General features: G+C 46.3%; 14 protein-coding genes. 12 read left to right on the top strand and 2 right to left on the bottom strand.

The window, feature by feature from the left end; all coding sequences use genetic code 11:
* Window positions 1-3 precede the first annotated feature (3 nt).
* The 8 genes from dapB (at window position 4) to AC27IJ_RS07040 (ending at window position 8029) form a co-directional block, all read left to right on the top strand.
* Window positions 4-762, top strand: a complete 759-nt coding sequence (gene dapB, locus AC27IJ_RS07075) for a 4-hydroxy-tetrahydrodipicolinate reductase (protein WP_312443185.1) — start codon at window positions 4-6, stop codon at window positions 760-762.
* 76 nt (window positions 763-838) lie between these two features.
* The gene (locus AC27IJ_RS07070; RefSeq protein WP_312443187.1) at window positions 839-1150 is read left to right on the top strand and encodes a hypothetical protein; all 312 of its coding nucleotides are present in this window, start codon (window positions 839-841) and stop codon (window positions 1148-1150) included.
* Window positions 1151-1356: 206 nt separating this feature from the next.
* The gene (locus tag AC27IJ_RS07065; protein WP_487148170.1) at window positions 1357-1728 is read left to right on the top strand and encodes a hypothetical protein; all 372 of its coding nucleotides are present in this window, start codon (window positions 1357-1359) and stop codon (window positions 1726-1728) included.
* A 146-nt stretch (window positions 1729-1874) separates the two neighbouring features.
* Window positions 1875-2582, top strand: a complete 708-nt coding sequence (purC, locus tag AC27IJ_RS07060; RefSeq protein WP_312443189.1) for a phosphoribosylaminoimidazolesuccinocarboxamide synthase — start codon at window positions 1875-1877, stop codon at window positions 2580-2582.
* A 76-nt stretch (window positions 2583-2658) separates the two neighbouring features.
* Window positions 2659-4101, top strand: a complete 1443-nt coding sequence (gene purF, locus AC27IJ_RS07055) for an amidophosphoribosyltransferase (RefSeq protein WP_312443190.1) — start codon at window positions 2659-2661, stop codon at window positions 4099-4101.
* Window positions 4102-4238: 137 nt separating this feature from the next.
* Window positions 4239-5669 (top strand): adenylosuccinate lyase, encoded by a 1431-nt coding sequence (gene purB / locus AC27IJ_RS07050; RefSeq protein WP_312501213.1) that lies wholly within the window; start codon window positions 4239-4241, stop codon window positions 5667-5669.
* 87 nt (window positions 5670-5756) lie between these two features.
* On the top strand, window positions 5757-6650 hold the full coding sequence (locus AC27IJ_RS07045) for a LysR family transcriptional regulator (RefSeq protein ID WP_312501210.1): 894 nt from the start codon (window positions 5757-5759) through the stop codon (window positions 6648-6650).
* Window positions 6651-6751: 101 nt separating this feature from the next.
* Window positions 6752-8029 (top strand): adenylosuccinate synthase, encoded by a 1278-nt coding sequence (locus AC27IJ_RS07040; protein ID WP_312443193.1) that lies wholly within the window; start codon window positions 6752-6754, stop codon window positions 8027-8029.
* Between the two features lie 112 nt (window positions 8030-8141).
* Here the strand turns inward: AC27IJ_RS07040 and AC27IJ_RS07035 are convergent, their stop codons facing one another.
* Window positions 8142-8372 carry a hypothetical protein gene (locus tag AC27IJ_RS07035; protein WP_312501205.1) on the bottom strand — a complete coding sequence of 77 codons (231 nt, stop codon included), beginning with the start codon at window positions 8370-8372 and terminating at the stop codon, window positions 8142-8144.
* Window positions 8373-8553: 181 nt separating this feature from the next.
* On the opposite strand from AC27IJ_RS07035, the gene AC27IJ_RS07030 reads away from it, so the two are divergent.
* A complete protein-coding gene (locus tag AC27IJ_RS07030) occupies window positions 8554-9615 on the top strand; it encodes an N-acetylmuramoyl-L-alanine amidase family protein (RefSeq protein WP_487148166.1) in 1062 nt (353 codons plus the stop codon).
* 54 nt (window positions 9616-9669) lie between these two features.
* Here AC27IJ_RS07030 and abc-f read toward each other — a convergent pair whose 3' ends face one another.
* On the bottom strand, window positions 9670-11583 hold the full coding sequence (abc-f, locus tag AC27IJ_RS07025) for a ribosomal protection-like ABC-F family protein (protein ID WP_312443196.1): 1914 nt from the start codon (window positions 11581-11583) through the stop codon (window positions 9670-9672).
* Between the two features lie 207 nt (window positions 11584-11790).
* On the opposite strand from abc-f, the gene AC27IJ_RS07020 reads away from it, so the two are divergent.
* From AC27IJ_RS07020 to alr, 3 genes are all read left to right on the top strand, one after another.
* Window positions 11791-12465 (top strand): redox-sensing transcriptional repressor Rex, encoded by a 675-nt coding sequence (locus AC27IJ_RS07020; protein ID WP_312443197.1) that lies wholly within the window; start codon window positions 11791-11793, stop codon window positions 12463-12465.
* Between the two features lie 78 nt (window positions 12466-12543).
* The gene (locus AC27IJ_RS07015) at window positions 12544-14052 is read left to right on the top strand and encodes an NAD(P)H-hydrate dehydratase (RefSeq protein WP_312443198.1); all 1509 of its coding nucleotides are present in this window, start codon (window positions 12544-12546) and stop codon (window positions 14050-14052) included.
* A 121-nt stretch (window positions 14053-14173) separates the two neighbouring features.
* Window positions 14174-15361 (top strand): alanine racemase, encoded by a 1188-nt coding sequence (gene alr / locus AC27IJ_RS07010; RefSeq protein ID WP_312501484.1) that lies wholly within the window; start codon window positions 14174-14176, stop codon window positions 15359-15361.
* Window positions 15362-15498 lie beyond the last annotated feature (137 nt).

The raw sequence follows: 15498 nt of genomic DNA, 5'->3' as shown, positions 1-15498 counted from the left end.
AATATGATTAGGATGATAATGCACGGCTGTAACGGGGCCATGGGTCAGGTGGTATCCCAAATTGCGGCAGAGGAGACAAATATAACCATTGTTGCGGGAATCGATCCCCATGATACCAGGCAGAATCCGTATCCGGTATTTCCGTCACTGGAAGCCTGCAGTGAAGAGGCGGATGTGATCGTGGATTTTACCTCCTCTAAAGCAGTGGATGGCCTTCTTGATTACAGCATAAGGAAAAAAGTACCTGTGGTAGTATGTACCACCGGCCTTTCGGACGAGCAGATGAAAATGCTTGAGGAGGCTTCCAACCATGTTGCGGTCCTTAAGTCCGCCAATATGTCTCTTGGAGTCAACCTGCTCATGAAGCTGGTAAAAGAGGCAGCACAGGTGCTAGCTGCCGCAGGATTTGATATTGAAATATTGGAAAAGCACCACAATAAAAAACTGGATTCCCCAAGCGGAACAGCCCTTGCTCTGGCAGATTCCATCAATGAGGCCATGGAGCAGGAATATCATTATGTTTATGACAGAAGCCAGGTAAGAAAAGCCAGAGACAATAAAGAGATCGGGATCCAGTCTGTCCGCGGAGGAACGATTGTCGGAGAACATGATGTGATATTTGCCGGAAAGGATGAGATCGTCACCTTCCATCACACCGCATATTCCAAAGCGATTTTTGCAAAAGGCGCGGTTTCTGCGGCAAAATTCCTGGCAGGAAAAGCTCCGGGATTATATTCGATGAAAGACGTTATAAAATCATAAATTTTCCATTATCTTCCACCATAATTCGTTCTTCCTTTACACATACTAATCGTAGAAAATGAAAGGAGAATGTATTATGAAGAGAATAAAACCTTATGCAATTACCCTTATTGTCATTATGACAGTAATGTGTCTGACTGCTTGCGGAACCACGAAAGGTAACAATGGTACCTCGGCAGGAACCACAGGTGCAACAACCCAGACGACTGCAGCAACAACCACCAAAGCTACTACTGAATCTACTACTATGAAAGAAACAACAGGCACAGGCGCAAATGAGAGCACTGGTGTGGTTAATGGTGTTGTTAATGATGTAGAAAAAGGGGTTGACAAAATTACAGGGGAAAGCAATGGCCAGCCAACTTCAGGAGCCACAAAAGCACCATAATAAAAAAGATTTACAATAAAAAAGCTTCAGGCATGGAATCTATGCTTGAAGCTTTTTTTATTATAAGATATAATATTGTCGAAACATATCTTAATGTATTTTATAAGCGGTTCTATTTTATTTATCAGAAAGACCATGTTCTGGCCAAATATCCAGAGACAATGCCATAATAACTAAAGCCTACCCGGCAGAGAGGCAAAACGTCCATGAAAAGGAAATTTGATTATTTTAAATTTCAGCGGTATAATGATAAAAGGAAAAAGCCGTGGAGAAGTCTTAAGCAGGCGATTCCTTATAAGGAAGACCTAAAGATCCGTCTGAGAAAATCCTTACTGGTTCTCATCCTTTTGGAGGCGGCGGTATTTTTCCTGCCGTATGGAGTAACAATTGCAGGCAATGCTCATGAATTCCTGCCTGTAAACAGAGAAGCGGAAGCTGAAAAGGAACCGTTAGTTGAAGCTTTTTGGGGCCGGAAAACCGGGGAGACCAAGGAACAGGGGTTTTCCGTTGACTGGAAGGAAGGCAGGGTTAAGTTCTGGCAAAAGGTAGAGCGTGTAATCCTACAAGGTCCTGATTGAGAAACAAAATCATAAAAGGGTCATAAGTATTTATAATAATAAAACCAGTTGCAATCCCATTTTTACTGTATTATAATTTCTACTGAAACACCATAGTTTTATTTGAAAAACTTATAAATTAATTCAGAAAAGGACAGGTGGATACCGTGGAAAAAAGAGAAATGCTGTATGAGGGAAAAGCGAAAAAGGTTTATACGACGGAAGATCCGGATGTATTGGTTGTTTCATACAAAGACGATGCCACAGCATTTAATGGCCTTAAAAAGGGCACCATTGCTGGAAAAGGCGCAGTCAACAACCGAATGACCAACTTTATTTTCAAAAAGCTGGAAGCCAAAGGCGTTCCCACTCATCTGGTGGAAGAATTGAGTGACCGTGAGACTGCAGTGAAGAAAGTGGAGATCATTCCCCTTGAAGTGATCATCAGAAACTATTCCGCAGGAAGCTTCGCCAAGAAGATGGGGATGGAAGAAGGCGTGAAGTTCGCCTGTCCGACACTTGAATTCAGTTATAAAAATGATGACCTGGGCGATCCGTTTATCAACAACTACTATGCATTGGCCCTCAATCTGGCAACCCAGGAAGAGATCGACAAGATTACGGAATATGCCTTTAAGGTAAATGAAGTGCTGAAAGAATATTTTGACGGTTTAAACATTGATTTGATCGATTTTAAAATTGAGTTCGGCCGTTATCATGGAAAAGTCATTCTGGCTGATGAGATTTCTCCTGACACATGCAGGCTTTGGGATAAGGATACCCATGAAAAGCTGGATAAGGATCGTTTCCGCAGGGATTTAGGAGGCGTGGAGGACGCTTACGAGGAAGTGTTCCGCCGTCTTGGCATCCGGTAAACAGCATAGAGAGAAATACCTGCGGGTATATCTTTATGCCCAATAAAAACGGGCAGAAAAGAGGAAAAGACATCAAATGAATAACGAATTGAATTTCAATTTTGAGGATGAGCTGCATGAGGAATGCGGCGTATTCGGAATGTACGATTTTGACGGCGGCGACGTTGCTTCCACCATTTATTATGGATTGCTTGCATTGCAGCACAGAGGCCAGGAGAGCTGCGGAATTGCGGTCAGCGATACCGGCAGTTCTAAGGCAAAGGTAAGCGCCCATAAGGGAATGGGGTTATGTAATGAGGTCTTTACACCGGAAATTTTAGAAGGCCTCCGCGGCGACATCGGCGTAGGTCATGTTCGTTATTCTACTGCAGGCAGCAGCACATGGGAGAATGCCCAGCCCCTTGTACTCAATTATCTGAAAGGAACATTGGCAATGGCTCATAACGGCAATCTGGTCAATGCACCGGAGTTAAGACGTGAGCTTGAGTATAACGGGGCCATATTCCAGACGACGATTGATTCAGAGGTGATCGCTTACCACATTGCAAGGGAGAGAGTGAAAGCTGCTACCGTTGAGGCTGCTGTAGTAAATGCCATGAAAAAGCTTAAAGGGGCTTATTCCCTAGTCATAATGAGTCCCCGTAAGATAATCGGAGCCAGGGATCCTTATGGATTTAAACCTCTGTGTATTGGAAAACGTGATAACGCCTATATCCTGGTATCGGAAAGCTGCGCCCTTGATACTCTTGGTGCAGAGTTTGTCCGGGACGTTTGCCCCGGGGAAGTGGTGACCATTACTAAGGAGGGAATCGTTTCGGATACAAGTCTCTGCCTTGTGGATAAGTCAAAGGAAGCCAGATGTATTTTTGAATATATTTATTTTGCCAGGCCGGACAGCGTGTTTGACGGTGTCAGCGTCTATCATTCCAGGATGTGCGCCGGCCGTGCATTAGCTATGGATTCTCCGGTGGAGGCGGACCTTGTGGTCGGAGTACCGGAATCAGGCAACGCCGCCGCACTGGGATATTCCCTTCAGTCAGGAATCCCTTATGGGACCGCTTTTGTAAAGAATTCTTATGTTGGCAGGACATTTATAAAGCCAAAGCAGAGCAACCGGGAATCCTCGGTCAGAATCAAGCTTAACGTGTTAAAGGAAGCGGTAATGGGGAAGCGGGTCATCATGATCGACGATTCCATAGTCCGTGGAACTACCAGCGCCCTCATTGTAAACATGCTGCGGGAGTCAGGGGCAAAGGAGGTCCATATCCGGATCAGTTCCCCGCCATTTCTCCACCCCTGTTATTTCGGAACCGATATACCTAACGAGGATCAGCTGATGGCACATAACAGAACCATTGAAGAAATCCGGGATCTTCTGGGAGCGGATTCTCTGTCTTACTTAAAGATTGAACGGTTGAATGAAATGGCAGAAGGACTTCCGATCTGTACCGCATGCTTTAGCGGAGATTATCCCATTGAGCCGCCTAAGGAAGACATTCGGGGAGAATACGCGGAGTAAAAATAGATATTAATAGAGACGGGGACCGCCGTGCTGACTGGGTTTATCCAGCCGGAGGGTCCCCGGTTTCTCTTCCCATCAAATAAAAAATATGTTACTATGAATGTAAATGAAGCCCAAGGAGGAATATAAGAACCATGACAGATAGATACCAAAGCCCGCTGTCTGAGCGCTATGCAAGTAAGGAGATGCAGTATATCTTTTCACCGGACAGGAAATTTAAGACATGGAGAAAGCTGTGGGTTGCCCTGGCGGAGGTGGAAAGGGAACTGGGACTTCCCATAACAGAAGAGCAGATAGAGGAATTAAAAGCCCATCAGGATGATATCAATTACGATGTGGCAATACAGAGGGAAAAAGAGGTCCGTCATGATGTAATGTCTCATGTGTATGCATATGGCGTCCAGTGCCCTAAGGCAAAAGGAATCATCCATCTGGGAGCCACCTCCTGTTATGTGGGGGACAATACCGATTTAATAGTCATGACAGAAGCGTTAAAGCTGGTCCGCAGGAAACTCATTAATGTTATTGATGAAATGACTCGGTTCGCCGACGAATATAAGGACTTACCTACCCTGGCTTTCACTCATTTCCAGCCGGCTCAGCCTACAACCGTAGGTAAAAGAGCGACACTCTGGCTTCACGATCTGACCATGGATTTAGAAGATCTGGACTATATCCTGGGTTCTATACGGCTTCTTGGCTCCAAGGGCACCACAGGGACACAGGCCAGCTTCCTGGAGCTGTTTGACGGCGATATGGACAAGGTGAGAAGGGCGGATTCCATGATTGCGGAAAAGCTGGGATTTGCCGGCTGCTATCCGGTTTCCGGCCAGACCTATTCCAGAAAGGTGGACAGCCGTGTGGTCAATGTTTTGGCTGGCATAGCCCAGAGCGCCCATAAGTTTTCCAATGATATCCGACTTTTGCAGCATTTAAAGGAAGTAGAAGAGCCTTTTGAAAAGAGTCAGATCGGTTCTTCCGCCATGGCCTATAAGCGCAATCCCATGAGAAGCGAGCGGATGGCTTCCCTGTCCAATTATGTGATGGCAGATGTGATGAACCCAATGCTGGTTTCTTCTACCCAGTGGTTTGAGAGAACTCTTGATGATTCTGCTAATAAAAGATTAAGCATTCCGGAAGGTTTTTTGGCAGTTGACGGAATTCTGGATCTTTACTTAAATGTTGTGGATGGGCTTGTGGTATATCCAAAGGTGATCGGGAAACATATGATGGCAGAGCTTCCATTTATGGCTACGGAAAACATCATGATGGACGCGGTAAAGGCCGGAGGGGACAGACAGGAGCTTCACGAGCGGATCAGGGAACTGTCTATGGAAGCAGGCAGAAATGTGAAGGTGAATGGTCTTGATAACAATTTGCTGGAGCTGATTGCAGCAGATCCTTCCTTTAACCTTTCTTTGGAGGATTTAAAGAAAAGCATGGATCCCAAAAGATATGTGGGCTGTGCTCCGGCCCAGGTGACTGCTTATCTGGAAGAGGTGGTCAAGCCCCTTCTTTTAGAAAACAGGGAACTTCTTGGGATGAAAGCAGAGATTCACGTATAGAGACTTGCAGGCAGACGTCAGGGTGTATGGGAAATCAAGAAAAACTCCAAAGCGTGTTTACTTGATTACTCATATCAGGAGGAAGTCATGAGCAGCAATTTGGAATATTACAAGGTGTTTTATTATGTGGCCCAGCTTAAAAGCATTACCCAGGCGGCGGAGAAGCTGTGTATCTCACAGCCGGCCGTGAGCCAGGCGGTACGGCAGCTGGAAAAGGCCCTGGACAGCCAGCTTTTCCTGCGGACTTCCAAGGGGGTTCGACTGACCCGGGAAGGGGAATTTTTCTACGGATATGTAAAATCCGGTTTAGAAAACATCTGGCATGGAGAAAGTATGTTAAACAGGCTAAAAGATCTGGATACGGGTGAGGTGCGGATCGGAGCCAGTGATATGACGCTTCAGTTTTATTTACTTCCTTATCTGGAGAAATTCCATGAACTGTATCCTGGTATTAAGGTAAGTGTTTCTAACGGGCCTACGCCTGAGACGCTCCGGTATTTATATGACGGCAAGATTGACTTCGGCGTGGTCAGTACTCCCTTTGAAGCAAAGAGCGAGGTCAGACGGACCGATGTAAAGGAAATCAGGAATGTGTTTGTGGCCGGGGATAAATTCCGTTATTTAAAGGACCAGGAACTGGATTACCATATCCTGAAGGAACTGCCCTGCATTTTTCTCGAAAAAAATACCAGCACAAGAACATTTATGGATGAATATTTAGCAGCCCACGGGATAGCGGTAGAACCGGAGTTTGAGCTTTCCACCAGTGACATGATCGTTCAGTTTGCCATGCGGAATCTTGGGATAGGTTGCGTGATGTCAGGATTTGCACAGATGGAGCTGGAAAAGGGAAATCTTGTGGAGCTAAAGTTCCGGGATGAAATGCCAGAACGCCATTTTACCATTGTCACTGACGACAAAACCCCCGTATCTCCAGCAGGGAAGCGCCTTTTACAGCTGATGACAGGAAACATAATTTGAAATTATGGAAAACATAAATAATATTAATTTTACTTATGCGTAGCCATGCGTTATCATAAGTAAGTAAAAGGTATTTTTTCACTCGAAGGAGGAACAATCGAATGGTAAGAGCAATCGTAGGCGCCAACTGGGGCGACGAAGGAAAAGGTAAGATCACGGATATGCTGGCAAAGGAATCAGATATCATCATCCGGTATCAGGGAGGCAGCAATGCCGGGCACACGATCATCAACAACTATGGTAAATTCGCCCTGCACCTTCTGCCCTCAGGCGTATTCTATAATCATACTACCAGCGTCATAGGCAATGGTGTGGCGCTCAATATCCCGTTCCTGGTAAAGGAAATTGAGGATCTCGTAAGCAAGGGTGTTCCAAAGCCTGATATCCTGGTTTCAGACCGTGCACAGATCCTGATGCCATACCACATTCTGTTTGACCAGTATGAGGAGGAACGCCTGGGCAAGAAGTCCTTTGGTTCCACAAAATCAGGGATTGCTCCATTTTATTCAGATAAATATGCAAAGATCGGATTCCAGGTCAGCGAGCTTTTTGACGAAGAATCCTTAAAGGAAAAGGTTGACCGGGTTTGTGAAACAAAGAATGTTTTAATGGAGCATCTCTATCACAAGCCGGCTATGGACCCGCAGGAACTGTTTGAAACTCTTCTGGAATACCGGGAGATGGTGAAGCCTTATGTATGTGATGTATCCAAATACCTTCATGAGGCCATCAAAGCAGGCAAGAGGCTCCTTCTGGAAGGCCAGCTTGGGTCTTTAAAGGATCCTGACCATGGAATTTATCCTATGGTTACATCTTCCTCAACTCTTGCGGCCTACGGCGCCATTGGCGCAGGCATTCCGCCCTATGAAATTAAGAATATTACCACTGTGGTAAAAGCTTATTCCAGTGCAGTAGGTGCAGGAGCGTTTGTCAGCGAGTTATTCGGGGATGAGGCTGATGAGCTGAGACGGCGCGGAGGTGACGGCGGCGAATACGGCGCAACCACCGGAAGGCCAAGACGTATGGGCTGGTTTGATGCTGTTGCATCCAGATACGGCTGCCGGATCCAGGGTTCTACAGAGGTTGCCCTTACGGTTCTTGATGTGTTGGGATATCTTGACGAGCTTCACATATGTGTTGGTTATGAAATCGACGGAAAGGTTACAAAGGATTTCCCAACAACCGTAGAGCTTAACAAAGCAAAACCAATATACACCACACTTCCGGGCTGGAAATGTGAGATCCGGGGAATTAAAAATTACGAGGATCTTCCGGAGAACTGCAGGAATTATATTGAATTCATTGAGAAAGAACTTGAAACGCCCATTACCATGGTTTCCAATGGACCGGGAAGAGACGAAATTATCTTTCGCAAATGATCAGACAGGAATAAATAAAAATTTTTGACAAAAGCCGCAGGGTTCACTTCATTTAAACCCTGCGGCTTTTTATTTTGTTAAAAGAACACATGCGTTTCCTGTTTTCATAATTTTACTTTTTGTTTTTCCCGGCCGAATCAGGTTCATCCTTATTCTGCCTGATCACCCGGGCGACCAGCTGAGCGGCATAAAGAAAAATGGGGATGACGACAGAAGAAAAAATAGCTGCCATCAGCCAGTTTTTTGCTTCCGGATTATGGGAAAAGGCGGATATTATAGCTATGATGTACATGGAAAGAATGAGCACTACTCCGGCCATAGCCAGAAAACGTTTCCATTTCACAAGTATCACCTCCCTCTGAACATTTACTTTTTTATCATTATAGCCTATAAAAGAGAAAATAGAAAGAAGGGCTTTTCATTGTTCATAAAAACTTTAAATTTGAAACCTGTACTTTTCCCTGGAAATATAGTAATATTTTAATTATAAAAAGATGGAAGACCCTGGAAGGAGTGCAAAACCCTTGAGGAAACGATGGATAGCAGCGGTAAGTATCATTCTCACCATGGGAAGCATGATGACTTCCGTAGCAGCGGAAGAGACGATACAGGGAGAGAGCGAAAGCCTACAGGCAGCAGTATCGGACTGGCAGTGGCAGGAGGACTCAGGCGGCTGGAAATATGTCAACGCCGCGGGAGAATTCAAAAAGAACCGTTGGGAAGAGATCAACGGATATTGGTACTACTTTGACTATGAAGGGTACATGGTTTCTGATTGGACAAGGATCGGCGGATTGAACTACTGCTTTTCTGAGACAGGGGAGCTCCAGCTTGGCTGGTGTTATGACGACGAGGAAGAGAAGTGGCATTATTATAATGAAGACGGTACGGCTCAAAAGGGCTGGTATCAGGATGAAAGCGGTAGCTGGTACTGGTTTTCCACAAAGGGAGAGATGGCTTCCTCCGGCTATAAAAGCGTGGCGGGAAAACGGTTTTATTTCTTTGATAATGGACAGATGGCTGCAAACCAGTATGTAGGCCTTTTCTTTATGGACGAAAATGGCCAGAGAAATAAGGACTTCGATATCAGCATTGATGGGAAGAAAACTTCTGCATCTGCGTCTTCTGAGGTGAAAGACGCCTTTACAGAGGCTACAAAGAACATTCCCAGAGATTGGATCAGGAAGTTTAAGGATCAGGGGTGGGAGATTATTTATTATCCCGGGAAAAGGTATTTTTCTGCACCTATGACAGAAAGCGGCATTTATTATGTATGCCATAAACTTGATACTAATTATAAGAAAATCAAGATATGCCAACCGGAAGACTTAACGGCAGCTTTTGGGGAGTACATCGGTTATGTCTCCGGCTGTGATGGCAATGCCAGCCAGGATGGGACGGATCTGTTCATGAGCAGGGATTCGGTGGAGGAATTCGTGTACATCCCGGATTATTTTTCCGATGATATGAGGTTCTATTTTGGAAAGCTGGTGGCGGCTTATGTGGGAAGCTCCTATACCAGAGGAGAGATGGAAGAAGAGGCACCCCGGGTGACGGAAATATTAAAAAGGATATTGTATACATAGTAACCAGGATTAGAAAAAGGAAAGCAACAAAAAGCTGCTTTCCTTTTTTATTCTTTATTCCGCCAGATCTTCCCACAGCTCATACAGCTCTTCCAGCCGCAGCCGGATAGTTTCTTTTTCGTTATTAAGCTCCATTAGCTTTGGAACATCGGTAAAAATCCCCTCGTTACCAAGCAGCTCGTCAATTTCTCCGTCTCTGGTTTCTAATTGATGGATCTCATCCTCGGTTTTCTTTAAATCACTCTGGCGTTTGCGAAGGCGGGCCTGTTCTTCCTTTTGCGCCTTCCAGTCCAGCTTAGTCTCAGAGATTTCTTCAGGGGAAACATCCTTTGCAGCAGGTGCGGCAGCATACAAGCTGGTCATGATCTCTTTCTTTTCCAGATAGTAGTCGTAATTGCCGATGTAATTGACCAGGGTCTGATTGGTTAAATCCAGGATTCTGGTAGCGGTTTTATTGATGAAATAGCGGTCATGAGACACGTAAAGAATGGTTCCAGTATAATTGACCAGAGCATCCTCCAAAATTTCTTTTGATGTAATATCCAAATGGTTGGTAGGCTCGTCCAGAATGAGGAAGTTGGCTTCGGAAAGCATCAGCTTAGCCAGGGATACCCGGCCCCGCTCGCCGCCGCTTAGGTCTTTTACCCGCTTGAACACATCGTCTCCGGTAAAAAGAAAAGCAGCAAGGATGTTCCGGATCTGGGTATTGTTCATGGAAGGATAAGTGTCCTGCAGTTCATCAAATAGGTTCTTATCCATATTCAGCACTTGATGCTCCTGGTCATAATAACCGATATGTACCTTGGAGCCTAAGGAAATTTCCCCTTCATCCGGTTCTATAATGCCATTTAATATTTTAAGGATGGTGGTTTTTCCGGTTCCGTTGCCGCCGATGACCGCTACCCGTTCTCCCCGCTTGATTTCAAAATTGACGTTATCAAAGAGCCGGTTCTGATGGAAGGCCTTCCTCAGACTGCGGACGGTGAGAACATCGTTTCCGCTGATGATATTGGGCTCCAGCCGGATCCGCATCTCATCGTTAATTTCCATCGGTTTTTCCAGAACTTCGATTTTATCCAGCATCTTTTCCCGGCTTTCTGCCCGCTTGATGGATTTCTCCCGGTTAAAAGATTTTAATTTGGCAATGACCTCTTCCTGGTGCTTGATTTCCTGCTGCTGGTTTAAATACGCTTTCATCTGGGCATCCCGGATCATAGCCCGCTTTCCGCTGTAATCGGTGTAATTCCCCTGAAATACGGACATAAGGCCGTTATCCAGTTCCATGATCTTTGTAACCACCCGGTCAAGGAAATAGCGGTCATGGGCCACGATGATGACGCTGCCGTCATAATTGATCAGATATCCTTCCAGCCAGGCAATGGATTCCATATCCAGGTGGTTGGTAGGCTCGTCAAGGAGAATGATGTCCGGCTTGGTGAGTAGGAGCCGGCCTAAGGATACCCGGGTTTTCTGTCCGCCTGATAACGCCTTGACAGGCTTATGAAAGTCCTCTTCAATAAAACCAAGCCCTTTCAATACTCCTGTTACTTCGCTTTGATAGGCATAGCCGTTTAACAGCTCAAATTCGTGGTTCAGACGGCTGTAGGAGGTGAGCATGGCTTCCAGCTCTTCCCCGGTTGCGTGCTTCATATCCATTTCCAGTTGTCGGATTTTTGCTTCCATTTCCATGACAGGCCGCTTGGTTTCTAAGACTTCCTCATAAACAGTCCGGTCTCCGGATAAATCCTGGTGCTGTGCCAGGTAGCCGATGGATTTTCCCTTGGAAACCACCACATCTCCTTCGTCGGCAGGAAGCTCTCCGATGATGATCTTTAAAAGAGTAGATTTCCCGGCGCCGTTGATCCCAACGATTGCCGCCTTTTCATGGTCTTCTATATGAAAGGAAGCATGTTTGATCACCTGATTGCTTCCAAATGCTTTGCTTATATTATTGCATGACAGAATCATGTTTCGTTTCCTCTTTCCTACCCGTTTATCAGGGCACATAGATATACCCGAAGGGTATTTTCCTCCTAAATGAATGTAAGGCAATAGAACTAGTATAATATAGGTCCTTCCTTTTTTCAAGGATACAATGATAAAACCCGTTTGACATTATTTTGTCATGCAGTTATAATAATGTTAGTTTGATTCTAAGTTAAAGAAGGTGAAGAAGTGTCAGAGAAAGAAATTTCCAAAGCAGTGATTACCAGGCTTCCGAGGTATTATCGGTATCTGGGCGAATTAATGGAGGATGGTGTGGAACGTATTTCCTCCAATGACCTAAGTGTACGAATGAAAGTGACCGCTTCTCAAATCCGCCAGGATTTGAATAATTTCGGCGGATTCGGCCAGCAGGGCTATGGCTATAATGTAAAATATTTATATGCAGAGATCGGGAAGATACTGGGGATAGACAGGCAGCATAATATCATTATCATAGGCGCTGGAAATTTAGGACAGGCAATTGCCAACTATGCAAATTTTGAAAAACGGGGCTTTCTCATTAAAGGAATGTTTGATATCAATCCGCGTCTGATCGGCCTTGTGGTCCGTGGGATAGAGATCCGCAGCGTAGATGATCTGGAGCAATTCGTAAAAGACAATGATGTCCAGATTGCGGCTCTGACAATTCCAAAGACAAAAGCGCCAGAGATTGCAGACCGCCTTGTGAAGGCAGGGATCAAGGCGATCTGGAATTTTGCCCATACAGATTTAAGCGTACCGGAAGATGTGGTTGTAGAAAATGTCCACCTATCGGAAAGCCTGATGCGTTTATCTTACCGGGTCTGCAGCATGCAGGACAAAACCGAGGAAGAAAGAAACAGACAATCTGAAGAACTGGAGTAACAAACCTGCCGGCAGGCGAAGGGAAATCTCTTCGCTGCCGGTAGTTTTTCTATAGACAGGGTTCGAGGAGGGGAATATATGAGATATCTGGTAACAGGAGGACAGATGAAACAGGTTGACCGTCACACCATAGAGAATATAGGGATTCCATCTCTGGTGCTTATGGAACGGGCCGCCCTGGCAGTTACGGAAGAAGTGATGAAGCATGGGCAAAAGACGGACCGGATATGGGTCTTATGCGGAAACGGCAATAATGGGGCGGATGGAGTCGCGGTTGCCAGAATGCTGCATTTGAAAGGATATACGGTGTCTGCCTTTCTTGCAGCCGGAAGGGAAAAGGGAAGCAGCGAATATTTGACTCAGGTTTCCATTGCAAACCATACGGGTGTCAATCTGGCAGACGTTTCTGATCTCATTCCTGGTACCTGTGATATTCTCGTTGACGCGCTTTTCGGCGTGGGGCTGGACCGGGAGATCTTTGGCAGATACCGGGAAATCCTGGAGACAGTCCTCCGCTGCGGACCCAAATTTACGGTTGCCTTAGACATTCCTTCGGGCATTCATTCCGATACGGGACAGATTATGGGAATTGCTTTAAAGGCGGATGTAACCGTCACATTCGGCTATGAAAAGCTGGGGACCATGCTGTATCCCGGTAAGGATTACGGCGGTAAGGTGCTTGTGGCTGATATCGGTTTTCCGGGGGAGAGCTTAGAACGCCTTAAAACAGAATATTTTACTCTGGATCCGGGAGATGAGGATCAGCTTCCAAAACGCCAGGCCTATTCCAACAAAGGCAGCTTTGGAAAGGTTCTTGTTGTGGCCGGATCTAAAAATATGAGCGGAGCCGCCTATTTAAGCGCTCTGGCCGCATACCGGACAGGAGCCGGCCTGGTAAAAATTTTTACTGTGGAGGAAAACCGGATGATTCTTCAGACCGGACTTGCGGAAGCCATCATTACCACCTATGACGCTGGGGAGGCAGAAGCAGGGACAGAGGAATTTAAAAAGCTGCTGGTAAAGCAGTGTGAGTGGGCCACTGCCATTGTTCTGGGACCGGGGCTTGGGCAGGAAGCCTATGTAAGGAACCTGGTGGAAGAGGTCCTTGCCAATGCTTATGTGCCAATTGTTCTGGATGCAGATGGGTTGAATACGATAGCATCAAATCCGGAGCTGACCAGCTATTTTACGGAAAACATCATTGTGACTCCTCATCTGGGAGAGATGGCAAGGCTTACGGGTAGCGACATAAAGACAATACAAAAACAACTGATTGCTGCGGCCAGGGAATATGCGGACCGGTTCGGCATCACCTGCGTATTAAAGGATGCGGTGACCATTGGGGCCTTAAAGGACCAGAGGACCTATATCAATGGAAGCGGCAACAGCGCCATGGCAAAGGCCGGGTCCGGAGATGTGCTGACCGGGATCATAGCCGGACTTCTGGCCCAGGGTCTGGAAGAGTCGGATGCAGCGGCTTTCGGTGTATGGCTTCATGGCCGTGCAGGAGACATGATAAAAGAGAAACAGGGAGATCACAGCCTTCTTGCAAGGGAACTGGCGGAAGAGATCCATTCCATACGGTAGGGGTCAAATACCCCGTAGCTTGCTACGGGGTATTTGACCCTCGCAGCATTCGTCAGATAAAGGTGGCAGGCATACCTTCATCTGGCTCATTGCCTGCAAAAATAAACGAGGTGACAGAATGATGAAATTATACAGCAGGGTTTATGAAACAATAGATTTAGATGCCATCCGGCACAACATGGAGGCCATGAAGGCGAATCTGAAGGAAGGGACCAAGATGATCGGCGTTGTGAAATCTGACGGATACGGCCACGGAGCGGTTCCGGTTGCCTGGGCCATAGATTCCTATGTGTGGGGATATGCGGTGGCCACCGTAGAAGAAGGCGTGATTTTAAGAAAACACGGAATCAGAAAGCCCATCCTGGTCCTGGGTGTCGTGCCCTATGATGGATACAGTCTTCTGGTGGAATATGGGATCAGTTCCTCGATATTTCAGCTTAAACGGGCGGAACGCCTATCTGCTCTGGCCGAAAAGGCGGGGAAAAAGGCAGTGGTGCACTTAGTGCTGGATACGGGCATGAGCAGGATCGGATATCCGGTCACAGAGGAAGCGGCAGAGGAAGCGGCGAAAATTTGCGGCCTGCCTGGTATTGAAGTGGAAGGGATGTTCACTCATTTTGCAAAGGCGGATGAAAAGGACAAGGCAGCCAGTGATAAACAGATAGAAAAGTACCAGAGGTTCGTAACCATGCTTTCTGACCGGGGGATCACCATCCCTGTCCTTCACTGCTCAAACAGTGCCGGAATCCTGGATTTACAGCGGGCCAATTTTCATGCGGTACGGGCCGGAATATCCATTTACGGCATTTATCCGTCAGGAGAGGTTGACAGGGACACGGTAAGACTTAAACCTGCCATGGAATTGAAAAGCTTTATTTCCTATGTGAAAAAAATTGAGCCTGGAACTTCTGTAAGCTACGGAGGAACTTATACCGCTGACCGGGAGATGACTATCGCCACGATTCCCGTAGGATATGGCGACGGCTATCCAAGGAATCTTTCCGGGAAGGGGGAAGTGCTTATAAGGGGACAGCGTGCCAGGATATTAGGGCGTGTGTGCATGGACCAGTTTATGGTGGATGTGACCGGAATAAAGGCCGCAGAAGAAGAGGATGAGGTAGTTCTGATCGGCAGGCAGGGAAAAGAAGAGATTACGGTAGAAGAACTTGCCGGGGCCGGGGGCGGCTTCCATTATGAGATCGTCTGCGACATAGGCAAACGGGTCCCACGTGTCTATCTGGAAAACGGCCGGGTCATTGGCACGAAAGATTATTTCAATGATTGTTACGAAGGGTTTTGCAAGGGCTGATAACATACTCCATGTCCAAAACATATGATAAGGTATGCGGCGGAAAAACTTAAGTGAATACTCGAGTCAAAGAAGGTCAATACTAGACTTAGGCATAATTTGACGAATGAAGGAAAGGGTTGTACCGCCTGAATTTG

Source organism: Lacrimispora sp. YZC11 (assembly GCF_057543815.1).
The sequence above is the reverse complement of the archived record's forward strand: the minus strand, read 5'-3'. Positions and strand labels throughout refer to the sequence as shown.